This window comes from Tateyamaria sp. LSS28, assembly GCF_059611725.1.
On record NZ_JCAPFI010000002.1, the window covers coordinates 202,049 to 228,279 of the forward strand.

The window sequence follows — 26,231 nt, forward strand, 5'->3', positions numbered from 1 at the left end:
CTCCCCAGGATCAGGTCGGGTTGCGCTCGGCCCAGCCGGCGAACACCTTTTCCAAGGCGACAACGACGTAATACAGAACGATGCCCATCAGCGCCAATGCGATCAGAACGGCGAACATCAGCGGGTAGTCCGCGCTGATCTTGCCGCTGTCGAACAGATGGCCCAAGCCACGGCCGTGGGGTTCCACGATCTCCATCAGGTTGGTGCCGATGAAGGCTAGCGTGACGGCCACTTTCAGCGCGCCGAAAAACTCCGGCAGGGTTTTTGGCAGGGCGATTTTCCAGAAGATCGTGAACTTTGAGGCCCCGAGTGAGGCGAGGATGTCGCGGTATTCTGGCTCGAGCGTCGACAGGCCGATACTGACCGACACTGCAATGGGGAAGAAGGAAATCAGGAAGGCGATCAGGATCGTGTTCATGTCGTGCTGGCCCACGAACATCAGCGCGATGATCGGCACAACGGTGGCCTTGGGGATTGCATTGAAGCCGACCAGCAGAGGGTACAGCGCGTCGCGCATCGTTTTGGACAGGCCCATGATCATGCCGAGGAACACGCCGAAGACCACAGACAAAAGCAGGCCCACAACGGTGCGCCACAGCGTGTCCCAGCCGTATTCGAGGAACAAGCCGCGGAACTTCCAGAAGGCTGGCCAGATGTCTGACGGGGACGCCATTTTGTAGTTGGGCCAGCCGTTAACCCAGACAAGCCACTCCCAGAAGAGCCCGAAAATGATCAAGGCGGCGAGCGGTACGCCGATCTGGCGGAGGGTCATGCGGCGTCCCTCCCTTGGGCGATGCGGATTTGCTGGCGTAGGATGTTTAGCGCCTCGGCACTTTCGGGGGTGTAGAGCATTTCGATGTCGCGCTCGCCTGTCAGGTGGACGTCCATGACGTACTGGGTCTTGGCCGGGCGGCCAGACAGGACGATGACCTGATCGGCGAGGAAGATGCTTTCGCGCAGATCGTGGGTAATGAGGACGCCTGTGAACGGCTCCTCGGCTTTGACCTTGTGCATGGTCTGCCAGAGATCCTCACGCGTGAAGGCGTCGAGCGCGCCGAAGGGTTCGTCGAGGATTAGAACCTCGGGCTTGTGCACGATGGACCGGCAGAGCGAGGCGCGTTGGCGCATGCCGCCTGACAGTTCCGAGGGGCGTTTGTCTTCGAAGCCTGAAAGGCCCACGAGGTCGAGCAGGTGGCGCGCGCGCGCTTCCTTTTCGCGTTTGGACATGCCGGTCGAGACGATTTCGAGCGGGAGCATGACGTTTTGCAGGATGGTCCGCCATTCCAGCAAAACGGGGTTCTGAAAGGCCATGCCGACGGTGGATTTGGGACCTTTGACCAGATCGCCGTGTAGCCAGACTTCGCCCTCATCCGGCTTCATCAGGCCCGCGACCAACCGTGTCAGGGTGGACTTGCCGCAGCCAGAAGGGCCGACGACGGCGGCGAAGCCACCCTCCGGGACGGAAAGCTCCAGCCCGTCGAGCACGGGCAACGGGCCCGAGAGGGTTTTGTAGGCGTGGCGCACGCCTTTGATGTCGATCAGGTTCGTCATTGGGGGCGTGCGCCTGTGTCTTATTTCAGTTTGCGTGCGTCTGCGGCGGGCAGGTACACGTCGGTAAAGTACAGGCTTGCGTCGGGCGCGTTCTGGAACTCGTAGGTTTCAGCCAACTGGCCGAGGGCCGTTTCCATACGCGCTGCGTCGACCCCGCCCATGCCATTTGCAGCTACGTTGTCCGTGAGCACGTTGGCGTCGATGGCCAGTTGCAGGCGGCGCGTTTCAAGTGCTGCGTCGGCTGCAGGGTTGCGGTCGATCAGGCTTTCGATGGCCTTGGCCGGATCGGCGATGGCGTCTTTCCACCCCGCTGCAACGGCGGTCAGGAAGCCAGTGACAATCTCCGGGTTTGCGCTGGCAAAGTCGGTGTTGACGATGATCGCGTTGCCATAAAGCTCAAGCCCGTAGTCCGCCATGAGGATGGTCGAGATATCCTCCTCTGGCACGCCCAGACGCACGAGGTTCAGGAAGGACGAGAAGGAAAAGCCTGTAACAGCGGCCACGTTGCCCTCGGCCAGCATCGGTTCGCGTGTGGGGAAGCCCACGGGCTCAACGGTGATCTTGTCCACATCAAGGCTGTTTGCGGTGGCAAAGGCGGGGAACTGTGCCCATGCGCCATCGGGGGGCGGGGCGCCAAGCACTTTGCCCTCAAGGTCCTTGGGTTCGGAGACGCCCAGCGACTTGCGCCCGACAATGGCGAAGGGTGGCTTGTCATAGACCATCATGACGGCCGTGACGGGCGCGCCGGGGTTCTGGTCGAGGAATTTCACGAGGCTGTTGATGTCAGCAAAGCCCATGGGGAACGCGCCCGAGGCCACTTTCGGGATCGCGTCAAGCGAACCTTGGCCTGCCGAGATTTCAACATTCAGGTCGGCAGCACCAAAATGGCCGTTGTCGATGGCGGCGAAATAGGGGGCGGCGGGCCCTTCGAATTTCCAGTCGAGCGCGAAGGGCACTTGCGTTTCGGCCATGGCGGCACCCGCCAGTGCGGCGGTCGCAGCAAAGGCGGCGAGGGTACGTTTGAGCATAAGGGTACGTTTGAGCATAGGTTTCTCCCAGGTGGTGACCGCGTGACGTTAGGGGGTGCTGTTCCGGGACGGAACGGGTGGCCCCGTGCCACGTCGTTTTCTCTGGGCCGGAACTGTGCGGTGTGCTGAAAAATTATGCAAATGCTTTCGATGTGCATTGTGCGGGCGTTCGGTTCGTGGCCTTCTGGTGGTGAACCCAGAGGGAGGCCCGAGATGAAAGACGACAATTTCCTGCGCGCCAACAATGCACGTCATATGTGGCACCCGATGGGCCACCCGGGCGAGGCGATGGCCCATGCGCCCACCATCATCACCGGGGCGGAAGGGTCGGTGATCGAGGACATTGACGGGCACAAAACCGTCGATGCCGTGGGTGGTCTGTGGTGTGTGAACCTTGGCTATTCCAACAACGCGGTGAAAGACGCAATTGCCAAGCAGCTCTATGATTTGCCATATTACTCGGCCTTCTTTGGGACATCGAACCCGACGGCGATTGAGGCTTCCTATGCCGTGCGTTCGTTTTTCGAAGAAGATGGCATGGCGCGGGTGTTCTTTACCTCGGGCGGGTCCGATTCCGTTGAGACCTGTTTGCGCCTTGCGCGCCAGTATCACCGGATCAAAGGCGAGCCGGGGCGGACCAAGTTCCTGTCGCTCAAGAAGGGCTATCACGGCACGCATTTTGGCGGCGCGTCTGTCAACGGCAACAACCGATTCCGCATCGCCTATGAGCCGCTGATGCCCGGATGTTTCCACCTGCCGTCGCCGTATCCCTATCGCAATCCGTTTGACGAGACGGACCCTGCGCTGCTGGCCCAGAACGTTGCTGCGGCGATGGAGGATGAGATTCAGTTTCAGGGGCCGGGCAGCATTGCCGCGTTTATCATGGAGCCTATTCAGGGGGCTGGCGGTGTGATTGTTCCGCATGAAACCTTCATGCCGCTGATGCGCGAGATTTGCGACCGGCATGGCATTCTGATGATCGCAGACGAGGTCATTACGGGCTTTGGCCGGACCGGCGATTGGTCTGGGTCCCGTCAATGGGGTGTGCAGCCGGACATGATGAGTTGCGCCAAAGGCATCACCTCGGGCTATTTCCCCGTGGGTGCCGCGCTGATGAGCGAGGCGGTGGCCGACGTGTTCGAAAAGGCGGATGCTGATGGCGCGATCTTTCATGGCTACACCTATTCGGCGCATCCCGTAGGGGCTGCTGCGGTGACGGCTTGTCTGGAGGAAACCCTGCGCCTTGATACCAAGGCCAATGCGGGGCCGCGCGGCACGCAGTTGTACGAGGGCTGTGTGGCTTTGATGGCGAAACATGACATCGTCGGGGATGTCCGGGGTGGGCACGGGTTGATGACGGGTGTGGAGTTGGTCAGTGATCGGGCGGTCAAGACACCACTGGATGCCGAGGCGACCAAGCGCATCCACAAGGCCACCTACGATGCCGGTGCGATGGTGCGGATCGGGGGCAACAACATCATGATGTCACCGCCGCTGGTCGTGACCGAGGATGAGATTGCCCGAGTGCTGAGCGCATTGGACGCCGGACTGGCGGCGGTTTGATCGGCCTTGGTCTACTAGGGTTCTTGCGGTGCCGCGAAGGTCGGGAATGAGCCCAACCTGTAAAGTTGACTTTCCCGTTGCGTGCGCACGCAGCGCGGAATGTGCTGCAGGGGTGTAAGAGTGCGCGTCGCCATGCAACAAGCAAGGAAACCGGCCATCGGAAGTGATCGCCGCGACGTAGGCTGAGCCAACTTGCAAGCAGGCGACGGTCTGATGCCGATATTCCGTTAACTCATCACCTAGTCTTTCACACTGCCTTGTTCGCTCAACCAATTGTATAGCAAATCCGCACTTCCGGAAGATTTAGAAGATTTGGCTCGGACCAGATGGTACTGGAAACCGCTGTTGCGAAAGCTGTGATTATCAAGAGCCTTTACCAAGCGGCCAGCCTGCAGTTCGGCATCGGAATTCGCTTGACTGACCAGCGCAATACCCAGACCAGAAACTGCTGCATCAATTGACATCATCTCGTTGGAAAATTTATGCCCTTTATGCAGGTCTATCTTTTTATTCGTTACTCCGGCTGCTTTTGCCAACATATCCCACCCAGGTACTAAATCCGGGCTTCCACGCCAATCCGTATGCAGAAGGGGAAATTTATCCAGTTCAGAGAAATCGTTTAAGCCACCATGCCTTTCAAGCAACTCTGGACTCGCCACTATATGGTACACGCCGTCAATCAATGTCCTGACTTCAAGATCAGGGTAGTCACCGTTACCATAGCGAATGCCTATGTCAGCTTGACCCTGGCAAATGTCCACGAGTTCATCGGTAGCGTTAAGGCGAATTTCAAGTTTTGGGTATTTTTCGTTGAAAGTTTCTAGCCGCGGGACAAGCCACTTCATACAGAACGAAAGCGGCGCCGTAATTGTAAGCCAGTTTCGCCCCATATCGCCTTTGATCACATCACAGGCTTCTGTGAATTTTTCCAATGCCTTCGACATCAATGGAGCGGCCAGTTTTCCAACACGCGTTAATTTCAATGACCGGGTTTGCCGCACAAACAGCTTGATATCGTAATAGTCCTCAAGAGACTTGACATGTTGGCTTACAGCTGCAGGTGTGACATTCAGCTCATCTGCAGCTTTTTTAAAGCTGGAGTGACGCGCCGCTGCCTCAAACGCTTTCAACCAATTCAGTGGTGGTAGGGAAATCAAAAAGCACCTCTACACTCGCATTAGTTGAACTGACGCATGACTTAGAAATCATAGTTTGTGCTACAAGCCTCCTTTGGATCATTCTTGGTGTCAACAAGTCAGCCGCTTCATCCGGCAGATTCCCGCCAGAAAAAGAGTTGGTAAAATCAAGGATGTTCCCCCGGCGACGCTTGTAATCAATGGGTTCGGCTCATTTCCCTTCGCCTGAAGTCATAGGGGTGTGAGCATACGGGCGGCCGATTTCGCTGCAGAAGCGTTCGTCATGCTCGCTCGTCTCCAGACGGCAGCGCTTGTCGAAAAAGTTGACTGGCGCGCCGATGTGATGTGGCCCGATTTCACGGTCAACGTTCGCCGCAGCGTCCATCGCCAAAGGCTCTCGTACCACCTGTCTCTACTTGCCCTGACCTTGGCCGGATGTAGAGGCCCACAGAAAGGGAACAGACGTGAGTATTGTCAGATTTCAAAGTCCAAACTTGGTTCACGCCCCGAGCATCATCGAACTGGTCAACGAAACTCCCTCGCTGGATTCGAACAGTGAATATGCATATGCGCTTTGGTGCACGCATTTTGCGGAACAGTCCGTTGTCGCATTGCGCGACGATGAAGTAATCGGATTTCTAACGGGTTTTCGATCTCCGGGCCGACCTGACACGTACTTTCTGTGGCAGACGGCGACCAAGCCTCGGCACGGCGTTGCCGGACTTGGCGTGGACATGATCGATTACGCGGTTCGGCGCGAGATAAAACGCGGGGCCAGCCGGATAGAAGCGTCGGTCGATGACCAGAACAAGGCGATCCGGCTTCTTATGAAATCCCTCGCCAAGCGCCTCAAGGGCCGAATTGAGGAAGAGTTGCTGTTCCCCGGCTCGCTTCTTGCTGGCCAGCGCGATGCCCATCATGATGAAACGTTGATGCGGATTTGTCTGGTCCATCCGACAGATAACGACCGTGCCTGCACGACTGCCTGCGGTCAAGCTGCAGAGGAGGCGATGGTATGATCCCCCAGGCCTTTGATACACTCCTTGTTCATCAACAAAGCGGAGCGTGGCAGCCCGATCTGCGTTTGGCGGAACGGGTGTCCCAAGAATTCGGCACGCCTGCATTTGTCTACAACGCCAACTATCTGCGCAGTAACTTCAACGCGTTACGTCAGAAACTGTCCCCGGCGATCGATCTTCTCTATTCACTCAAGGCCAATCCGAACGCTGCAATTGTGGACTGCCTGCGATCCTGCGGGGCAGGTGCCGAAGTGTCTTCCCGTGCGGAGTTGCACACTGCAATCCGGGTGGGGATTGATCCCAAGAACATCATTTTCGTGGGACCCGCAAAGTGCGAGGATGAAATCGCTGACAGTATTCGGTTCGGGATTTTTGCGATTGTCGCGGAGTCCGCGCAAGAACTGGATGAAATCCAACGGCAGGCGGAGGCTTCTGGCACCAAGCAGGCCGTGAATGTCATGCTTCGCGTCAACCCGGATTTCAAAACAAGCGGGTCCGGCCTGACGATGAGCGGCAAGCCCCGCCAATTTGGCATCGATGTCGAGCAGGTGCCCGACCTACGCGAGCAACTGGATATGCTTAGTCTCGTCCGTGTGATCGGATTTCATGTCTACATGGGAACACGATACCTCGATGCGGAGCCGATTATTGAGAACACCGAGAACATTCTGAGTTTGGCAGAACGCCTTGCTGGAGATCTTGGTATCGAGATCGAAGCAGTGGATGTCGGTGGCGGTTTTGGTGTTCCTTACTTTGATAACGAACAAAAGCTGGATGTGTCGAAGCTTGCCAAGGGCGTCAACGCCGCTGTCGAGCGGTTCCGCACCTCCCACCCCAACACGCGTGTGATTATCGAGCTTGGTCGCTATCTGTCTGCAGGGTCCGGTGCGCTGCTTACCTCGGTTCGCTACGTAAAGGTATCACGCGGGGAAACCTTTGCCATCGCCGATGGGGGCACAAACCTGCACATGGCGGCGGTTGGGGTAGGCGGTTTCGCCAAACGATCCTTTCCGATTGTAAACATGTCCCGCAGCACTTCCGAATCCACCCAGGAAACCACGCTCACCGGGCCACTTTGCACGCCAAGTGATACAATGGCGCGTAAAACCAACCTTGGTGAGGTTACGGAAGGGGACATTATCGGTGTGCTTTGCTCCGGGGCATACGGCCCAAGTGCATCGCCCACTGGCTTTCTGAGCCACGGTTATCCCAACGAGGTTTTGGTCGATGGAGATGACCTGCACCTGGTGCGCGCGGCAGACAGTGTCAACGACATCATATCAGCCTACCGGCTGCCGGGTGACCTCCCGTTTCCGGGCGACCAAAATGAATTCACAATCTCGGTACGCCTGTCGGCTTCTGACGCCCACTATGGCGGCGGTATCGTCGATGGCGCGCACATATTGGGGCTCTTCGGGGACGCAGTGACCGGGCTTGCCGCATTACAGGATGGCGACGAAAGCCTGCTGCAAAGCTGGAATAAAGTGGAGTTCCAACGCCCAGCACGGCCCGGAGACTTCATAACCGTGCGCGCACGAATGACCCGGAAAAAACGCCTTCGTCGCTACGTCGAAGTCGAGGCGCTGAGGACGGTCCGTGCCTTGGATACTGCAAAATCCACGGTCGAACCCGTTTACCCCCCAGAACGCATTGCTATGGCGACGGGTCTCATCGTTGTTCCGATGCCAAACCGCCGGTCCAAATCAGAAGAGGTGATACAATGACTTTGCTCCATCAACGTCTCGATCGTGCGGCCGCTGCTGGTCCACGGACTCCGGTCATACAGTATCGCGATCAGGTCCTGACTTTGTCCCAGCTGCAAACCTGTGCGCGCTCGCTCGCGCGATGGCTGTCGGATGCAGGCGTATCGCAGGGCGATCGGGTAATAGTGCAGGCGGAAAACGAGCCCATGACAGCGGTGCTGATTTACGCGATCAGTGCGATTGGCGGATGCTTCATCCCGGTTCACCCCACGACCCCGACCAAGCAGTTCTCTTACATCAAGGAAAACTCGGGGGGCGTCATGGTGCTCTCGGCAAAAGCCGGAGAGTGGTCGGCAGATGTCGGTGGTCTTCACATCAACGTGCCAAACCTGAACGATTTATTGCACGCCAGCACAGGCAAGTTACCTCTTTCCACGTTCAATCCAAGGATCATCCCCGAAGACCTCGCCTGCATGATCTACACGTCCGGATCGACGGGACGCCCTAAGGGAGTGACATGCCTTCACCGCCAAATGGTGTTCGCGGTGGGCGCTATAGCCGATGCTTTGGATTATGCGACCGGGGATGTGATATTCTGTTCTTTGCCGCTGTCCTTCGATTACGGCCTGTATCAGCTCTTTCTCGCGGTCGAGTGTGGTGCGATGCTTCGATTGGAAAGCCCGGAGATTGGCGGTTTGGGCCTGTTCCGAGCGCTCAAGAAAAGCCGTGCAAACGTGCTGCCTGCCGTGCCTGCGATGATTGAAGCGCTGGCGGTCATGGGCAAACGCAAACCTGGAGAGCTACCGGCTCTGCGCCTGGTTACGAATACCGGTGCGGCCCCGTCGCCGACATCCATCAAGACTTTGCGCAGTGCCTTTCCCAACCTTGGGTTCCAGCTCATGTATGGATTGACGGAATGCAAGCGTGTGAGCATCACGCCGGTGGATGGCGACATTCTCAAGCCGGGTACATGTGGTCGCCCGCTCCGCGGCACGCGCGTCGAGGTGGTCAACGCAAGCGGGACGGTCCTGCCACCTGATGAAATTGGCGAGTTCGTCATATCTGGCCCAAACGTAATGGCGGGCTATTGGAATTCCGAAGAGCTGACCAACAAGACCTACCAGACGCAGCATGCAACAATGCGCCGCCTTCACAGCGGCGACTATGGGTGGATGGACGAGGACGGCTATTTATACTGCCAAGGCCGAAGGGACGATATCTTCAAGATACGCGGCTTCCGCGTCAGCTGCTCTGAAATCGAAGCGGCATGTTCTGAAGCACCCGTTGTCCGTCATGCGGTAATGGTGCCGCCAGCGCCAGGTCGTCCCTCGACGCTTTTCATCTGTGCATCAGATTCTGAGTTTGATCTTTTGGGCTTTCTTGATGACCGGCTGGAGCCGCACAAGATACCGGATCGCATTCGGCTTATCGATGATATGCCGCGCACGGCAAACAACAAGTTTGACCGACGGGCCCTTATCGAAAGTCTCCAAACCGAAATGAAACTGGCACCGACTCAAAAGCAGGAGATGACCCATGCTTGACAATCCCTATACACACAACGAGGCGCGCGACGATCTGCGCAAGGCACTCGCCGCCGTTCTCGAAGAATCGATCCCGCCCTTATCCGACGAGATGAACCTGTTCCGCGAGTTTCGGCTGGATTCCATGAGCATGCTTGAGACGTTGATGGAGCTGGAAGACATGCTGGGGTTCAACGTGGATCCCGAGGAATTGGACATCAAGGACTTCGAGACCGTGGCTGGCTATTCCGGCTTTCTGGTCGCCATCAAGGCAGCGGTTTGAGCCGCGCCATTACCTTTTGTCTACTGGAGGAGAAACTCGTATGATTATCAGATCGCTCAACAGCATCACGGACACGGAACGCGACGTCAAAGGAGCCCTTGGCACCTGGCGCAGCAAACGCCTGATTCTGGCGGATGACAGTGTCGGCTTCTCGCTGCACGAAACAACAGTCTATCCCGGAACCGAAACCGATCTCTGGTACAAGCATCATGTCGAAGCGGTGCTGTGTGTCGAGGGCGAGTGCGAACTAACCAATCGTGACACGGGCGAGGTCTTCATGATCAGACCGGGAGACATGTATCTATTGGACAAGCATGATCAGCACACTTTGCGGCCGGTCACCAAGTTTCGCGCCATCTGTGTGTTCAACCCACCGGTTACCGGACGGGAGGATCACGATCAGGATGGCGCGTATCCGCCGCCGTTGAAAGTCGCTGCAGAATAGGCGTCGGCAGCGAGGTCGGTCCCGGGGCAGCGCGGTATCCCTCCGCCTGACCCGACGATCCTGGGGACAGTTGCAGTAACGTCCTGACCCCCCAAAAAGGCATCAGACAACGGTGCGTCTCGGCTCCGGCGCGACTGGTCGCGCCGCCTGTTGGCCTGCGCACACATTGCAATTGGAGAGCAAAATGACCACGCAACACAGTTCTGAATCTGTCTTCACGCGTCGTGAGTCCCAAGCGCGAAGCTATTGCCGGACATTCGACAAGGTTTTCGCGTCTGCCCAAGGGTCGGAAATGGTGGACAGTGAAGGCCATCGGTACATCGACTTTTTGGCGGGATGTTCCTCGCTGAACTACGGGCACAACGATCCCGATATGAAAGCGGCGCTCGTCGAACATCTTTGTAATGATGGGATTGCGCATGGGCTCGACTTGCAAACAGGCACCAAGGCCGACTTCATTCAAGCGTTCGAAACTCACATTCTAAGGCCACGCCAATTGGATCACCGATTGATGTTCACGGGCCCAACCGGCGCCAATGCCGTTGAGGCGGCGTTGAAAATCGCACGCAAGGCGACCGGGCGGACGAATGTGGTCGCATTTACGAATGCGTTTCATGGTGTCACCGTCGGGGCGCTCGCCGCGACAGGCAACGCATATCACCGTGGCGGCGGGGGCATGCCTCTGGGCAATGTCACACGTATGCCATTCGATGGCTATGCTGCCGGGGTAGACAGTGTTGGTCTGCTTCGACAGATGCTTGGCGATGCATCGTCCGGCCTGGATGCACCGGCGGCCTTCCTTCTGGAAACGGTTCAGGGAGAAGGCGGACTTAACGTATCAAGCAAGAGTTGGCTGGTTGATATCGCGGCTCTGGCGAAAAAGGCCGGTGCGTTGTTGATCGTCGATGACATTCAAGCCGGATGCGGCAGGACGGGTGGATTTTTCTCGTTTGAGCGCGCTGGCATAACGCCCGACATTGTAACGCTCGCCAAATCGATCTCGGGATTTGGTCTTCCCATGGGCTTGGTTCTTGTCCGGCCGGAGCACGATGTTCTGGGGCCAGCGGAACATAACGGGACGTTCCGTGGCAATACCCATGCGTTCATTACGGCACGCATCGCGATTGAGAAGTTCTGGCGCGATGACCGCTTTGAATTGGATATCCGCCGCCGGGCACAGATTGTCGAACGGGGCCTTGAAACGGTCGCTGAAATGGTCCCGGGCGCCCGGCTCAAGGGGCGGGGGATGATGAGGGGGGTTGATGTCGGCTCAAGCAAACTTGCGGCCACAATCTGTCGTCATGCGTTCCAAGAGGGCCTGATCATAGAAACTTCGGGCCCCAATGATGAAGTGGTAAAGGTTCTGGCCCCGCTGACGACGCCAGACAAAGTGCTGGAGGCCGGGCTAGCGATTTTAATCGATGCCACACAGAACGTGATCACCGAAAACCTGCTTGCGGCTGAGTGAGCGCACCAGCCAGCAAGATGCATCCCAAGGAAACCCTATCAGAGACGGCAGAACAAACATGACCCATATCGTCGAAAAGATCGGCGGCACGTCGATGTCGCGCCTGAACGAACTGTATCATACGCTCTTTGTCCGGAACGGTACGCCGCAATACGGTCGCTATTTTGTGGTGTCTGCATTTGGTGGCATCACGAACCTCTTGCTTGAGCATAAGAAGTCGGGCCAGCCGGGGGTCTATATGCAATTGGCGCTCAATTCCGATGATCGTGGATGGCGGGACGCACTCTCCAAAACATCTAATGCCATGATTGCGGCGCATAAGGCTGTCTTGTCACATCAGGACGACATCGAGGATGCCACCGCGTTTGTTCAGAACCGGATTCAGGAGACACAAAACTGTCTGAGCGACTTGAAGCGATTGTGCTCCTATGGTGGTTTCCGGCTCGAGCAACAACTCTCCCGTGTTCGGGAGATGCTGGCTGGGCTTGGTGAGATGCATTCGGCCTACTCGGCCACGCTGTTCTTGCGTCGCCATGGGGTGCATGCGCGATTTGTCGATCTCTCTGGTTGGCGCGGCAAGGCGGATTTGAAACTTGATGACCGGATCCGAAACGGCATCCAGGGCATTGATCCAAATTGCGAAATGCCCATCATCACAGGCTATGCACAATGCCAGAATGGACTGATGCGCGAGTTTGACCGCGGGTACTCGGAAGTCACCTTTTCAAGGTTGGCAGCCATAGTACGCGCTAAGGAAGCTGTCATCCGCAAAGAGTACCATCTGTCATCGGCCGACCCGCTCCTCATTGGTCCGAGCAAGGCCCGCAAGATCGGCCATACCAGTTATGATCTAGCGGATCAGATGGCAAATTTGGGGATGGAGGCCATACACCCCTCAGCCGCAAGGACCTTACGTCGGGCCAAGGTTCCCTTGCGGGTCACCAATGTTTTTGAACCAGACGATCCAGGCACCCTGATCAATGACATAGACGCCGAAACGCCAGCCGTTGAAATGATCGCAGGACTGGATGTCGTCGCGCTGGAAGTCTTTGAACAGGACGAGGTCGACATAAACCTCCTTGATGTGGCGATACTGAATGCCATCGGCGACCATGGCCTTCGGATCGTATCGAAAACGATCAATGCCAATACGATCACGCATTACATAGACGCCACGCTGGGTGACATTGAACGTGCCGCGGGAGAACTGGCGGTGCTCTATCCCAACGCGCAGATTTCGACGAGCAAATTTGTACTGATTTCAGTTCTGGGGCGTGACCTAGAAGGGTTGTCGGTTCCAGCGCGGTCGCTGCAGGCTCTTGCTCAGTCCAGCATCACGCCGGTTTGTGTTCTACAAGGATCTCGCTGCGTGGAAACGCAGCTTATCCTCGCGGCCGGTAGTCTCGAGACGGGTATCCGAAGCCTGCACGCAGAATTCAAAGAGGACGTCACCAACGAGACCACAATTGCCGCCTAGATGGTGATGTGCCGAGCCGTTGCTTACGCTTGGAACGCTACCAGTGCACCATCGACGCCATCCCCCCGAGCCCGCGCCTGCACCGCGCGGGCTTTCAGCATTGGCGGGGTGTGAAAGATTGCATGTCAGGCTTCGATCCAACCCCAGGTCACATCTGTGCGGGCACAGCGGATCTACAACTATACGCAGTCGGCAAACGCGCACTGGGCGCCAGTTTCTGAGGCGCACAACTGAAATGGCCCACACAGTGTTTTCCACCATGCGGGCCGTCCCGTTTTGACCAGATATTTCAGGAGTAAATAGGCGGAGGAGGGGAGGTTCCTTCCGTCAAATCTGGCGCTCAAACAGGCTTCCATATCCTTGAGGGTTGTAGTCTTGCAGCCCGGCCAGACGGCACATCGCCCACGCGCTCGCCTGATTGGACGTGACGACGGGCTTCTTCAGTTCAGCCTCGATTTCCGCAATCGTGCCAACCGCTGGAAGAGCTGTACAGGACAAGAAGATCGCCTCGGCCTCGGGACAGTCCACACTGCGTGCGGCGCGCACAATCGAGTCGTGCTTGACCCGCGCCATGTCCCGATCATCTTCCAGCCCAAAGCAAGCGGCGTTGACCACATCCAACCCGTTTTCCTCGAAATAAGTGATCATCGGTTTGGTCGTCTCAACCAGATACGGCGTCAACAGTGCAACCTTCCGCACGCCAAGTGCAGAGAACGCCATCAGGGCGGCATGGGTCGGAGTCACCACGGCGGTGTTTGGATGAGCGGCTTGGACCGCAGAGGTGATGGCGGCATCCCCAAGTTCGACAGAGGCTGACGTGCATCCGTAGCAGATCGCGCCGAACGCCTCTCCTGGCACCAGAAGTTCGGCCGCCGATGCTATTCTTGGCCCCATCTTCCGTAGATTTTCCGGGGTCGTCGGGTTCTCGAAAGCAACCCGCGTGACATGTAACGTGGAACCGGCTTCGGGTAACATCCGGGTAAAATCCCGCTCTGTCGTCAGATCCGTCGACAGGGCAACCAACCCAAAGCGTGTCATGCCTTCTGTCGAGGCCAACTCGGCGGTGTGCTCTACAAGAGATACCATTATTCCCTCCTTTTGGGTTTGATGTGGATGTCAGGTGTAAGCGTGGTGTTCAGATGGGGATTGCGTCATGGATGTTGGTCTTCCTCCGGGCGCACAGGGGCGTCAGGCGGGGTAGGGCTGTTTTCGAACACGGCTGAAGCTTGAAACGGTTGCGGCGAGAATGCAGAAGGCTCCGCCGATCATCCACATTAGGTCATAGGTGCCGAGCTGGCTCCGAATGATGCCGCCGGTCAGTGCCATGAAACCTGCGCCAATCTGGTGACCGGCCGATATCCAGGAAAAGATAATGGGTCCATTGTCGCCAAAGGCGCGATTGCACAGCAAGACCACAGGCGGCACCGTTGCGACATCAAGGATGCCGAACACGATGCCAAAAGTCGCAATCATCGGGTCAAATTCGCTTGTGATGATAAGCGGCAACCAAAAGAGTGTCAGCCCCCGGCCGAAGAAAATGAAGGCCAGTATCGCCCGGGCGGAAAAACGATCCGACAGCCAACCGGATGCAGTGGTCCCCACGACATTGAATATCCCAACCAGCGCCAGAACGATTGAGGCGGACGTGGCATCCAGACCAATATCGCCACAAAAGGCGGTAAAGTGGCTCCAAAGCAGGCCATTTGTCGTCGCACCACACAGAAAGAAGACCGCCAGAAGCGCCCAGAAAGCAGGGTGCCTCAAGGCCATGATCAGTGGCTCCACGACAATCTGAACCGTGGTGTTCAAACTCACGGCGCCCGCCGGTTTGCTGTGTGGCGTGTACTTCAGATTCAGCAACAGAGCGACCAGCGCGATCGAGCCCGCCCCAAGCAGCGGCGCCCGCCATCCCCACACATCCGAGACCTCTGCCCAGAAGGGCAACAGCAGGAACTGTCCCAACACCGACGCTGCGGTCAGCACGCCCGAGATGAGACCGATATTCCTTGAGAAATACGTCGTCGCAATCAGTGCGGCATAAGACATAGTGAACGCACCAACCGCCGCTCCGATGAAGACCCCCCAAACGACATTGAACAGCAACAGGTTCGGGATCATGCAAAGCAGGCTTGAGGCGATCAATACGCCAAGCGCGCACACGGAAACCCGCCGCACCCCGTATGTCTTCATAAGTGCGACGGCAAAGGGCGAAAACAGACCGTAAAGGGCCATGTTGACGGCAATGCCGATACTGATGTTCGTGGCGTCCCACTCGATACCAGACGCAATGAACTTCGTGGCCAAGAGACCTGCGAGCGTCGTGTAGGTACCAGCAGCAATAACAGAGAAAATTGCGACGGATAAAAAGCCGAAATTAATCGCTTGGCCCGTGTGCTGGCTCGTGTCTTTCATCGCTCCAATCTCTGTCATCGATCTAAGTCCTCTTTCGATTAGTCAGCGAAGGTTCGGGTCCATCGGCCCATGATCTCCTGGTCATGCTCCACGCTGTCTGTCCCACTTGATCCGAAGCGCGCCGGTTATGGCCATGGTAAGCAACACTCTGCTTTCTGCGGTCTTGCACACTCTGGGTACAAAGATAGAATGTTCTCCAGTGATCGTACATTCCAAAAAAATGAGATATGGGATTGCAAATATGAACAATCGTTTGAACTGGGATGACCTGAAAGTCACTCTTACAGTTGCGCGATCCGGCTCACTTTCGGCAGCCGCCCGTGAGCTTGGCGTAAGTCATGCGACGATTTATCGGAAAGTCATCGATGTTGAGGAACGCCTGGGAACGAAGTTGTTTGATCGCACAAGAACAGGCTACACGCCGACACTTGCTGGTGAGGCAATGCTGGACGGTGCGCATGAAATGGAAGCATATGTCTTTGAGATTGAAAGAAAGCTTACCGGGCAAGAGTTAACGCCCTCAGGAAAGGTTCGCATTACAACAACTGACAGCCTGTTGTTCGGTCCATTGTCTGAGATCGTTGCCAATCTTCACCATACGTTACCTCAAATCCAGTTGGAGGTTGTGATCTCCAACAATCTTTTGAGGATTTCGCGGAGGGAGGCTGACATTGCCATCCGACCATCATCAATAAACCCCGAGCAACTTGTCGGCCGAACGGTAGGTAGGATCCAGCAGGCAGTTTATGGGGCGCATGCCTGTTTCGGTGACACGGCTGGGAAGGTTGACTACGCTGACATGCCGTGGATTGCTGCAGATGAAAGTATGTCTTACAGCCTTTTGGACGATTGGATGGAGGCTGAGGGCCTGAATTCCAAAGTGACTCAGCGATACAATACAGTACTTGGTATGTTTTCTGCTGCCAGGAATGGAGGGGGCCTGTGTGCGCTGCCATGTTATCTGGCCGAAGGTGAAAATAGGCTGGCCAGGATCGGAGAGTATGTGCCCGCCTTAACAACAGACTTGTGGTTGCTGACCCACAAGGATCTGCAACAAACGGCGCGCATAAAGGCTGTGCTTGAGCATCTGTCTAAGGAATTGAGGGCCATTTTCAAATAGGCGGCGCTGGTCAATCTAGGCATCTGTTACAGCCATCGATGCTATTAAACATTCCTTCAAGCAAACCAGATCGGTCAATTCATTAGAACGCTGTTTGGAGCAGTTCGACGCCTGAGCCAGTCGCAATCTGAAATCCGTTGCAATACTACCCGGCTAGGTAAGCCATCTTTCAGGACGTAGAAAATGCGGCGGTCCCAAGTGGAAGCGATGACTTGCGGAAAGTGTTGGCTGTGACCGAGAACAGCGATCTATTCGAAGGAACCCCGCACGTGCCGCCAGAAACCATCATCCGTCCGGGTCAAAAGCTTGCGAGTCCCGCAGTGAGCTGTCAAATGCAATGACCTGAAGCCGACATTGACGCATTGGCGTTGAATTGGCGCTTTGTTCCGTGTCTTGTTGGTCGATCAAGGTCGCAGCGAAAAGGCGGCGTCGCCCCGCATAGCGGGCACTGCCCTAACCCATCGGTCTCGCAGGCATTCGGCCCGCATCCTGCTGACGCTGACGTCTCAAACAGGGACAAGTCTGTGTGACAAAACGCGCAGGCGCACCCTGTCGCACCCCCGCTGATCTGTTGCGAGCAGTTTCTATATTAGGTCAAGATCAAACACGTAACCGTTTTCAAGCGGAGACTTCGCATGGACACCCTCATGCTTTCCCGAATTCAATTCGGGGCCAATATTTCATTCCACATCCTGTTCCCGACGATCACGATTGCCCTGGGCTGGGTGCTTTTGTTCTTCAAGCTGCGCTTCAACGCGACGGGCAATGCGCGGTGGATGGAGGCCTACCGGTTCTGGGTAAAGGTCTTTGCCCTGTCCTTTGCCATGGGCGTCGTGTCGGGCATCACCATGTCGTTCCAGTTCGGGACCAACTGGCCCGGTTTCATGGAAACAGTTGGTAACATCGCCGGGCCGCTCCTGGCCTATGAGGTCATGACCGCCTTTTTCCTTGAGGCCGTTTTCCTGGGCATCATGCTGTTCGGCTTTTCCCGTGTGCCTGGCTGGTTGCACACTTCGGCCACGTTCCTTGTGGCCTTTGGCACCACCATGTCGGCCTTCTGGATCCTTGTGCTGAACAGCTGGATGCACACGCCCCAAGGATTCGAGATGCGCGAGGGCGTTGCCCATGCCACCAGCTGGTTCGAGATAATATTCAACCCATCCATGCCTTATCGCCTGTCCCACATGCTGCTGGCGTCGGGCCTGACCGTCGCATTCCTGATCGCGGGGTTGAGCGCCTTCCGCTGGCTGCTCGGTGACCGAAGCAAGAGTGTGCAGGTGACTATGAAAACCGGTGTCTACATGGGTGCTTTACTGATCCCGCTTCAGATTTTCATGGGCGATATGCATGGCCTGAACACGTTGGAACACCAGCCGCAGAAGGTTGCGGCGATGGAAGGGAACTGGGACACCCAATCACATGTGCCGCTCTTGCTGTTTGCCCTTCCGGACGAGGAAGCCCGCGAGAACCGCATAGAGGTGGCCATTCCCAACATGGCCTCCATTATCCTCAAGCACAAAGCCGAAGGCGTGGTGCCCGGTCTGAACGACTTTGTCACCGAAGAGGGTGAGGTGATGCACCCGCCTGTTGCCCCTGTTTTCTGGTCCTTCCGCATTATGGTCGGCACGGGCTTTGCCATGCTGTTCCTGAGCTGGGGCGCCGCCATCCTCATGCTGCGCAAACGGCGCGGACCGGAGGGCGTGCCGAAGCTTATGATGCTTGCCATGGTGCCGATGACCTTTTCCGGCTGGGTGGCGACCTTGGCAGGCTGGTACACGACCGAGATCGGGCGTCAGCCTTGGCTGGTGCAGGGCGTGCTGACCACCGAAATGGCGGTGGCGGATGTGCCTGCACCTTTCGTGGGCACGACGCTGGGCGCGTATCTGTCAATCTATGCGCTGCTGCTGTCCGCCTATATCGGCGTGCTCTTCTTCCTGGCGCGCAAGGCGGTGGACGGTGATGTCCCGCGGCCCCGCACCCCGTTGTCTGGTCACGCGGTCACCCGCGAAATTCCTGCGGAGTAGGATAGATGGAACTTTTTGGCGATCCGGCGGTCTGGCTGCCTTTCACCTTTGCCGCGCTCATGGGCGTGTCGATCCTGATTTATGTGGTCCTTGATGGTTTCGATCTGGGCGTCGGGGTGTTGTTCCCCTTTGCGACGGATGAGGAAAAGGACATGATGGTGGCGTCCATCGGTCCGTTCTGGGATGCCAACGAAACATGGCTAGTGCTGGCCATTGGCCTTCTGCTTGTGGCCTTCCCGACGGCCCACGGCACGATCCTGACGGCGCTGTACCTGCCTGTTGCGATCATGCTGATCGGGTTGATCCTGCGCGGCGTCGCGTTCGAATTCCGGGTCAAGGCGCCCACTCCGCACAAGGCCACTTGGAACTGGCTGTTCTTCATCGGCTCGTTGATGACGTCGCTCAGCCAAGGCTTCATGCTGGGCAAATACGTGATGGGGCTGGAAAGCACGCTGGGCACCTGGGCCTTTGCGATGATCACGGCGGTGTTCCTGACCGTGGCCTATTCCATGATCGGCGCCTGCTGGCTGATCATCAAGACCGAAGGCATCCTGCAGGGCAAGGCGGTGGACTGGGCCAAGGACGGCATCTGGGGATTGGTCTTGGGTCTGGGGGCCGTATCGCTTGCCACACCGTTGGTCAGCGCGCGGATTTTTGACAAGTGGTTCACCTATCCTGAAATCCTGCTGCTCGCTCCGCTGCCCATCCTGTCTGCCGTGATGGTGATGATGCTGTGGCGGTCGTTGCAGCGATTACCGAATGCCACCGATGCGGGTTCGAAAGGGCCGTTTGCATGTGCCATCACCCTGTTCATTCTGGCCTTCAGCGGTCTCGCCTATTCCTTCTACCCCTACGTGGTTCCTGAAAGGCTGACGATCTATGAAGCGGCGAGCGCGCCTGAGAGTCTGATGATCATCCTTGTCGGTGCCATTGTCGTCATTCCCATGATCGGGGGATACACGGCGCTGGCCTATTGGGTGTTCAAGGGCAAGGCGTCGGAACTGCGCTACGACTAGGCCTTCTTCTGGCCAAAAATACCTCGGGGAAGGCCGAAGGCCTGGGGCAGAGCCCCAGTCCCCCTTTCGTATCCCGCGCGCCCTGTCTAGTTTGGCGCTCGGGAACGAAAGGACGCCAACATGTACGACTTCGCTGCCATGGGCGCGTGGCTGGAATTTGCGGTGCGCTGGCTGCACGTGATCACCGCTATCGCGTGGATCGGATCGTCCTTCTATTTCATCGCGTTGGACTTGGGCCTGCACCGCGACCGCAACCTGAAAAGCGGGGCGGATGGCGAAGAATGGCAGGTCCATGGTGGCGGGTTCTATCACATCCAGAAATACCTGGTGGCGCCCGACAATATGCCCGATGGGCTGATCTGGCATAAATGGCAAAGCTATTGGACTTGGATCAGCGGGTTCATCCTGCTGGTGCTTGTTTATTATCTGGGGGCCGAGTTCTACCTGATCGACCCCAATGTGATGGAGCTTGCCACATGGCAGGCGGTGTGCCTTTCGCTGATATCGCTGGCGGCCGGTTGGCTGATCTACAACACGCTTTGCAAGGTCTTTGTGAACGCGGACCAGACAGTGCTGATGGTGGCGCTGTTTGGTGTGTTGGTCGCGATGGCGTGGTTCTATACGCAGGTGTTCACGGGGCGCGCAGCGCTGCTGCATCTGGGGGCGTTTACCGCCACAATCATGTCAGGCAACGTGTTCTTCATAATCATCCCGAACCAGAAGATCGTGGTGGCCGATCTGATGGCAGGCCGGACGCCGGATGCGATCTATGGTAAGATCGCCAAGCAGCGCTCGACCCATAACAACTACCTGACCTTGCCTGTCATCTTCTTGATGCTCAGCAACCACTACCCGCTGGCCTTTGCCAGTGAGTGGAACTGGGTGATTGCGTCGCTTGTCTTCCTGATGGGCGTTACGATCCGGCACTGGTTCAATACGCATCACGCGCGCAAGGGCAATCCGCACTGGACTTGGGGCGTGACAGTGATCCTGTTCATCCTGATCGCGTGGCTGAGCGTTGCGCCATCAGATGAGCGCGAGGCGGCAGTGGTGACACGCTTTGCACAAGCCGAAGGATTCCCGGATGTGCACAACATCGTGCTGGGCCGGTGCAGCATGTGCCACGCGGCAGAACCCGGCTGGCCCGGGTTGCATTGGGCACCCAAGGGGGTCGTGCTGGAAACCGAAGCTGACCTGACGCGCAATGCGCGGGCCGTTTACCTGCAATCAGGCGTCAGCCACGCGATGCCACCGGCCAACCTGAGCTACATGGAAGAAGAGGAACGGGCGGCCATCGTGGCGTGGTATCGTGCTGCGATCGACGGGTAAGGCGGAGGTGTCCTCCGCCCCTTTTAGGCACTGATGCTCACTGTAAGGCGGACGTGTCGTCCGCCGCTGCCGCGGTCATCCCCCAGGCCGAGATCGTTTCCTGGCGTCCGGGCAGCACCAACGATGGAAACGCCTGCCAGCCTGCGCCGACGTTTTCCAGCCCTTTCATGACCGCGTCCGAGATCAGCAACGTCACGCCTTGTGTCTTTGTTGCCGTCTCGAGCCGTGCCGCGACATTCACGGCGTCGCCCAGAACGGTGTACTCCAACCGACCCTCATCACCGACGACACCCACAAACACTTCGCCCAGATGGATGCCGATCCCCAAACGCACGTCATTGATATGCTCAAGCAGGTCATTGGCAAAGGCGACTGCGCAGGTGGCAGCGTCACCATGGCTGTCGTCAAAGACCACCATCGCGCCGTCACCGACGAATTTGTCCACGATGCCACCCGTCGCGTCTGCCGACTTCGAAATGCGGGCCCGGTAGCGCCCCAGAAAGGCGGACAGGCCGGGCGCACTCATGTTTTCGGCCATGGAGGTGAAACCACGGATATCCACAAAGAGAATAGCCATCCGCTGCTGATGGCCTTCGCGCATGGCCTCGATCCCGCGGGCTGAAAGCTGGTCATTCAGTTCGGACGGTAGAAAACGGGTCAGCTGCCCACGCGCCTCTGCCTCGTCAATCGAGCGACGCAGCAGCGCGCGGATCCGCATCGACGCAAAGACAAGCACCATCGCCGCCAATGAGATCATGACGATACGCACAAAGTTTGGTGGCCACCCAAAAAGAAAGATCAATCCCGCCCGTGCCTCGGCCTCGGTCGCCAGAAAGGGGATGGTCAGGATGGCGGCAAAGCCTGCGATCAACACCAGTGACATACTGGCCAGAAGCGCCGGGTTAAACCGGAGCGCGCCACAGGCCAACACGACGGGGATCAGCCAGATGGTTGGAAAGGCCGCAACAAACTGCCCCGATAGCCCCATGTTGGACAGGCTCAGCCACGAACCCAACAGGATGAACACACAGTCGATTAGGGCGGACGGCCACGCCATCCAGGCGCGGAACTGGCCCGTACGGATCACGAAGATGATGACAAGGCCAAGGGCGAAATAGCTCGCCATGGTCATCGCGGCATACACAAGCTGCGACTCCAAAGCCTTGGATTCTGGTAGCCCTGTGAACCAAACAGTTACGAACAGAACGACAGCAAGGGACGTTGACATAATCATGCGCAGGATGCCGATGAACCATTCGGCCTGCGCTTCGGCTTCGAAGAAAATGCGTTGCGCCTGTGGGGTCATTCCGCGGCAGGTGGGCGGCTGTTCAGCGCGAGCGTGCCTTGGTCATCCAGCTCTTCAAAGTCGAAATTGTCGAGGCGATGGGCGCGTTTGCCAGCCTTCTCTGCGCTGATCTTGATATCCTCGATATCTTTCGAGGCCTGGGAAAAGTGTCGGTCCAGATTGCCAACCCGCGCGCCAAGCCGGTCCACGTCAGTCACCAGCATCGACAATTCCTTGCGGATCGCCCCCGCCTGTTCGCGCATCCGCGCATCCTTGAGGATCGCGCGCATTGTATTCAGCGTGGCCATGCAGGTGGTGGGCGACACGATCCAAACGCGCTTGTCGAACCCTTCGCGCACCAGATCGGGGAAGTTAGCGTGCAACTCGGCATAGACCGCTTCGGACGGCAGGAACATCAGTGCGCCGTCCGCTGTTTCCCCTTCGATGATGTACTTGTCCGAGATATCAGCGATGTGCTTTTTCACGGCTGTTTTCATTGATGCCACGGCCTGTTTCAGTTCGTGATCGGTCTCTGCCCGCCGTAGCGCTTCGTAGGCCTCCAACGGAAACTTTGAATCGATGACAATCGGCCCCGGCGGGTTCGGCAGATGCACCATACAGTCGGCCCGCTTGCCGTTGGACAGGGTGGGCTGCCATGCATAGCTGTCCTTTGGCAGGGCTTTGCCCACGATGTCGCGCAGCTGGATCTCTCCGAATGCGCCGCGGGTCTGTTTGTTTGACAGGATGTCCTGCAGGCTGAGCACATCGCCGGACAGCTTGGTGATGTTGTCCTGCGCCTTGTCGATGGCGGCGAGGCGTTCCTGCAATTGCGTCAGGCTGGTGGTGGTCTGCTTGGAGGAGCCGTGCAGGGATTCCTTCATGCGTTCCTGCATGTCCGTCATTGCGCGCTGGCTGCGCATCGCGTTGTCCGCAAGCCGTTCCTGCATCTGCTGCTGCACCGCGCTCAACCGCTGTTCGACGGTTTGCGCCAATTGTGCCTGTCCGTTGGTGGCCGTGTCCGACACGGTTTGGATCGAGGCGCGCAAGCCCTCTTGCCCCTGCGCCAGCCCCTGCACATGTTGGCCGAGATACCCCATTTGCTGGGCGAGCGGCGCTGTGGCACGGGCTGAACGACCGGCGGCCCGTAGCGCCATGATCAGAAGGATCATGATCACCAACAGGGTCGCGGCCCCGATCATGGCCACCATCACCAGCGGATCGCTGGTGTCCAATGTCGTATCGCCAATCTGGATCATGTGCGCCCAAACAATCGTTCAATGTCTGCCAGCTTCAACTCTACATAAGTGGGCCGCCCGTGATTGCACTGGCCGGAATGCGGCGTGGCCTCCATTTCACGAAGCAGGGCGTTCATCTCTTCGGCACGCATCCGGCGGCCCGATCGGATCGACCCGTGACAGGCCACGCGGGACAGGATCGCCTCGACCCTTGACTGAACGGATTGCGATGACCCGAGATCGGCCAACTCATCCAGAATGTCGTGGATCATCGCCTTGGCATCGACCTCACCTAGAATGGCGGGTGTCTCCCGCACCGCAACGGCATCCCCACCAAAGGCTTCGATGCCGAGGCCAAAGCGGGCCAGATCATCTGCAATCTCCAACAGCCGAGCGCAATCGCCGGTCGACAGGCTCACGATCTCGGGGATCAGCAATGCCTGCGCGGCGACACCGTTCTCGGCCATCTGGGTCTTCAGTTTTTCATAGACCAGGCGCTCGTGGGCGGCGTGCTGGTCAACGATCACCATGCCGGTCGCCGTCTGTGCCACGATATAGTTCTCATGCACTTGCCCTCGTGCGACACCAAGGGGGAGGTCGCTTGGATCGGTCTCCGGCTCGGGCATTGGTGCAGGTTCAACCACCCGCGCGCTATAATCTTGCGCCATTTCGGCAAAGCCGGTTTCGATGGGCGCGCGAGGCCCAAGGCTGGGCCGGTCCATCTGGTAAACGCGCGGCTCGGTTGGCTCTGGGCGCATGGCCCCCAATGTCGCTCCCGCCACGGTGGTCGAGGCGCGGTGACCAGCATTTGCCAGCGCGTGACGGAGGCCGGACACGATCAACCCGCGCGCGGTTCCGGGATCGCGAAAGCGCACCTCGGATTTGGCCGGGTGTACGTTGACGTCCACAAGCTGCGGATCGCAGTCGATGAACAAGGCCGCCGCCGAGTGCCGGTCACGGCTGAGGAAGTCAAAATAGGCAGCCCGCAGCGCGCCTGTCAGAAGTTTGTCCTTCACGGGGCGCCCGTTCACATACAGGAACTGGGTCACCGCCGCACCGCGGGAGTAGGTGGGCAAGGCCGCATAGCCGGTTAGGTGCAGACCGTCCCGCTCTGTATCAATCGGGATGGCGTTGTCCGTGAAATCTTGACCAAGTGTGTCGCGCAAACGTCCCTTGAGCGCATCCATCACGTCACCGGTCTGTGCCTCGACCTTGAAGACGGTGCGGGGGTCGTTTGACACATCGCGCAGCTCGAACCGCACATAGGGTTCGGCCATAGCCAGACGCTTGATGACATCCGTGATCGCCTGCGCCTCGGCCCGGTCGGTGCGAAGGAATTTCAGACGCGCGGGCGTGGCAAAGAACAGATCGCGCAGGGTGATGACCGTGCCTGCGTTCAATGCTGCCGGTTTGACGGCGCTGGCCGTTCCCCCAGCGACGCTGATCTCGGCTGCGTCCTCGCCTGGCACACGGCTGGTGATGGTCAGGCGGCCCACGGCGCCCAGACTTGGCAGTGCCTCGCCCCGGAAACCAAAGGTGTGGATGTTGAGCAGGTCACTGCCGTCAATCTTGGACGTCGCATGGCGGCTGAGGGCGAGCGGCAGATCCTCTGCCGCGATACCGCAGCCGTCGTCTGTCACCCGGATCAGTGTCTTGCCGCCGTCGGCGATATCGACCGAAATGCGCTTGGCCCCGGCATCAATGGCGTTTTCGACCAGTTCCTTGACCGCTGAGGCGGGTCGTTCCACCACTTCACCTGCCGCAATGCGATTGATCGCTGCATCGTCCAATTGCCGGATCACGGGACGTATATTGGGGGTGTGGGTGTTCATGCCACAAAACTTAGCATGCGACCCCGCGATTCGACCATGGCCGTTTTGGCGGACGACACGTCCGCCTTACAAAAACGTGTTGGCGCGCAGAACGGGCGGAGGAGACCTCCGCCTTACACGGTCAGATCCTTGCGAAACGTTGGGCAATCTTTGGAAGCAGGCCCTGGAAGCGCAATGGCGCGTCGGTGACAGCCAGACAAATGCAATCCTCGTGGATATCGGCCACTGGCGTGTGATGTAAGTCACTGTCAGCCACTTCGACATCGCCGCGGGCGAAATAGTCGTCGTCGTCCTGGAATGCGCCTTGCAGGACCATCGTCATCTCGATCCCGTGGTGACCGTGATCGGGCATGGCAGCGCCAGCAGGTATGTAGAGAAGCCGCGCCGAAGCGTCCTTGGACGTTGGCAGAATGGCTTGCTTTACACCCATGCCGACCGCACGCCACTTGATGCTGTCGATACCGCCGCCGGCGTAATCCTGCAGCGGTTGCGGCAGCACCGCGTCTTGAGGCTGCTGGGTGCGAATCTCTTCTGGGGCACCGCCTGCGATCAAGGCCATTGTCGCGGCGAAACTTCCTGGGGCGAGCGCCATGTCGTGCTCTGATGCTTCCTCAAGCATCGCCCCGCCGACAGCGTCGTAACTTTCCACTCGCGCGCGACACTCGTCGCACAGAGATACGTGCGTCGCCACCATTAGGTTGAACGCCTCTGGCAGCGTCCCGGCTGCATAGCCCATCAGGATCTCGTCCGTCAGGTGATGTGTGATCTTTTGTTCCATATCC

At 58.0% G+C, this 26,231-nt stretch carries 22 protein-coding genes; 12 read left to right on the top strand and 10 right to left on the bottom strand.

Annotated features, from left to right (window positions below; genetic code table 11):
• Positions 1-10 precede the first annotated feature (10 nt).
• From AC53L6_RS05655 to AC53L6_RS05665, 3 genes are read right to left on the bottom strand one after another with little or no spacing between them, the layout of a single operon-like run.
• Positions 11-772: an ABC transporter permease gene (locus tag AC53L6_RS05655; protein WP_299203937.1), complete on the bottom strand. Its 762-nt coding sequence runs from the start codon at positions 770-772 to the stop codon at positions 11-13.
• Positions 769-1,551 (bottom strand): ABC transporter ATP-binding protein, encoded by a 783-nt coding sequence (locus AC53L6_RS05660; protein ID WP_496907114.1) that lies wholly within the window; start codon positions 1,549-1,551, stop codon positions 769-771. Before AC53L6_RS05660 ends, AC53L6_RS05655 begins: the two co-directional genes overlap by 4 nt.
• Positions 1,552-1,571: 20 nt before the next feature.
• A complete protein-coding gene (locus AC53L6_RS05665) occupies positions 1,572-2,579 on the bottom strand; it encodes an ABC transporter substrate-binding protein (RefSeq protein ID WP_496907540.1) in 1,008 nt (335 codons plus the stop codon).
• A gap of 213 nt (positions 2,580-2,792) precedes the next feature.
• Here AC53L6_RS05665 and AC53L6_RS05670 point away from each other — a divergent pair, with 213 nt between their 5' ends.
• Positions 2,793-4,142: an aminotransferase class III-fold pyridoxal phosphate-dependent enzyme gene (locus tag AC53L6_RS05670; RefSeq protein WP_496907115.1), complete on the top strand. Its 1,350-nt coding sequence runs from the start codon at positions 2,793-2,795 to the stop codon at positions 4,140-4,142.
• 239 nt (positions 4,143-4,381) lie between these two features.
• Here the strand turns inward: AC53L6_RS05670 and AC53L6_RS05675 are convergent, their stop codons facing one another.
• A complete protein-coding gene (locus AC53L6_RS05675; RefSeq protein WP_299601583.1) occupies positions 4,382-5,272 on the bottom strand; it encodes a LysR substrate-binding domain-containing protein in 891 nt (296 codons plus the stop codon).
• 470 nt (positions 5,273-5,742) lie between these two features.
• Here AC53L6_RS05675 and ectA point away from each other — a divergent pair, with 470 nt between their 5' ends.
• The 7 genes from ectA to AC53L6_RS05710 all read left to right on the top strand — a co-directional run bounded on the left by ectA (position 5,743) and on the right by AC53L6_RS05710 (position 13,196).
• On the top strand, positions 5,743-6,297 hold the full coding sequence (gene ectA, locus AC53L6_RS05680) for a diaminobutyrate acetyltransferase (protein ID WP_299203925.1): 555 nt from the start codon (positions 5,743-5,745) through the stop codon (positions 6,295-6,297).
• Complete coding sequence (locus AC53L6_RS05685; protein ID WP_496907116.1) at positions 6,294-8,021, top strand: hypothetical protein; 1,728 nt, start codon at positions 6,294-6,296, stop codon at positions 8,019-8,021. Before ectA ends, AC53L6_RS05685 begins: the two co-directional genes overlap by 4 nt.
• On the top strand, positions 8,018-9,544 hold the full coding sequence (locus AC53L6_RS05690; protein WP_496907117.1) for a class I adenylate-forming enzyme family protein: 1,527 nt from the start codon (positions 8,018-8,020) through the stop codon (positions 9,542-9,544). The genes AC53L6_RS05685 and AC53L6_RS05690 overlap by 4 nt, the downstream gene beginning before the upstream one ends.
• Complete coding sequence (locus AC53L6_RS05695; RefSeq protein ID WP_299601591.1) at positions 9,537-9,806, top strand: acyl carrier protein; 270 nt, start codon at positions 9,537-9,539, stop codon at positions 9,804-9,806. Before AC53L6_RS05690 ends, AC53L6_RS05695 begins: the two co-directional genes overlap by 8 nt.
• 40 nt (positions 9,807-9,846) lie before the next feature.
• Positions 9,847-10,251: an ectoine synthase gene (locus AC53L6_RS05700; protein WP_299203914.1), complete on the top strand. Its 405-nt coding sequence runs from the start codon at positions 9,847-9,849 to the stop codon at positions 10,249-10,251.
• Positions 10,252-10,435: 184 nt separating this feature from the next.
• Positions 10,436-11,719, top strand: a complete 1,284-nt coding sequence (ectB, locus tag AC53L6_RS05705; RefSeq protein WP_299749314.1) for a diaminobutyrate--2-oxoglutarate transaminase — start codon at positions 10,436-10,438, stop codon at positions 11,717-11,719.
• A gap of 58 nt (positions 11,720-11,777) precedes the next feature.
• Entirely contained in the window at positions 11,778-13,196 is a 1,419-nt protein-coding gene (locus AC53L6_RS05710; protein WP_496907118.1) for an aspartate kinase, read from the top strand.
• 327 nt (positions 13,197-13,523) lie between these two features.
• On the opposite strand, the gene AC53L6_RS05715 is transcribed toward AC53L6_RS05710, so the two are convergent.
• Both AC53L6_RS05715 and AC53L6_RS05720 read right to left on the bottom strand, forming a co-directional pair.
• Positions 13,524-14,282: an aspartate racemase/maleate isomerase family protein gene (locus tag AC53L6_RS05715; RefSeq protein WP_496907119.1), complete on the bottom strand. Its 759-nt coding sequence runs from the start codon at positions 14,280-14,282 to the stop codon at positions 13,524-13,526.
• Between the two features lie 102 nt (positions 14,283-14,384).
• Complete coding sequence (locus AC53L6_RS05720; RefSeq protein ID WP_496907120.1) at positions 14,385-15,626, bottom strand: MFS transporter; 1,242 nt, start codon at positions 15,624-15,626, stop codon at positions 14,385-14,387.
• A gap of 223 nt (positions 15,627-15,849) precedes the next feature.
• Here AC53L6_RS05720 and AC53L6_RS05725 point away from each other — a divergent pair, with 223 nt between their 5' ends.
• The 4 genes from AC53L6_RS05725 (at position 15,850) to AC53L6_RS05740 (ending at position 21,097) form a co-directional block, all read left to right on the top strand.
• A complete protein-coding gene (locus AC53L6_RS05725; protein WP_496907121.1) occupies positions 15,850-16,728 on the top strand; it encodes a LysR family transcriptional regulator in 879 nt (292 codons plus the stop codon).
• Between the two features lie 635 nt (positions 16,729-17,363).
• Positions 17,364-18,752 (top strand): cytochrome ubiquinol oxidase subunit I, encoded by a 1,389-nt coding sequence (locus AC53L6_RS05730; RefSeq protein WP_496907122.1) that lies wholly within the window; start codon positions 17,364-17,366, stop codon positions 18,750-18,752.
• A 5-nt stretch (positions 18,753-18,757) separates the two neighbouring features.
• Entirely contained in the window at positions 18,758-19,768 is a 1,011-nt protein-coding gene (locus AC53L6_RS05735; protein WP_496907123.1) for a cytochrome d ubiquinol oxidase subunit II, read from the top strand.
• A gap of 120 nt (positions 19,769-19,888) precedes the next feature.
• Complete coding sequence (locus AC53L6_RS05740; protein WP_496907124.1) at positions 19,889-21,097, top strand: urate hydroxylase PuuD; 1,209 nt, start codon at positions 19,889-19,891, stop codon at positions 21,095-21,097.
• A 37-nt stretch (positions 21,098-21,134) separates the two neighbouring features.
• Here the strand turns inward: AC53L6_RS05740 and AC53L6_RS05745 are convergent, their stop codons facing one another.
• The 4 genes from AC53L6_RS05745 to AC53L6_RS05760 form a co-directional block, all read right to left on the bottom strand.
• Positions 21,135-22,403, bottom strand: a complete 1,269-nt coding sequence (locus AC53L6_RS05745) for an adenylate/guanylate cyclase domain-containing protein (protein WP_496907125.1) — start codon at positions 22,401-22,403, stop codon at positions 21,135-21,137.
• Positions 22,400-23,638, bottom strand: coding sequence for a DNA recombination protein RmuC (locus tag AC53L6_RS05750; RefSeq protein ID WP_496907126.1), 1,239 nt, complete (start codon positions 23,636-23,638; stop codon positions 22,400-22,402). Before AC53L6_RS05750 ends, AC53L6_RS05745 begins: the two co-directional genes overlap by 4 nt.
• Positions 23,635-25,449 (bottom strand): DNA mismatch repair endonuclease MutL, encoded by a 1,815-nt coding sequence (gene mutL, locus AC53L6_RS05755; protein ID WP_496907127.1) that lies wholly within the window; start codon positions 25,447-25,449, stop codon positions 23,635-23,637. The genes AC53L6_RS05750 and mutL overlap by 4 nt, the downstream gene beginning before the upstream one ends.
• A gap of 121 nt (positions 25,450-25,570) precedes the next feature.
• Positions 25,571-26,227, bottom strand: a complete 657-nt coding sequence (locus AC53L6_RS05760) for a ChrR family anti-sigma-E factor (protein WP_496907128.1) — start codon at positions 26,225-26,227, stop codon at positions 25,571-25,573.
• Between the last annotated feature and the right edge of the window lie 4 nt (positions 26,228-26,231).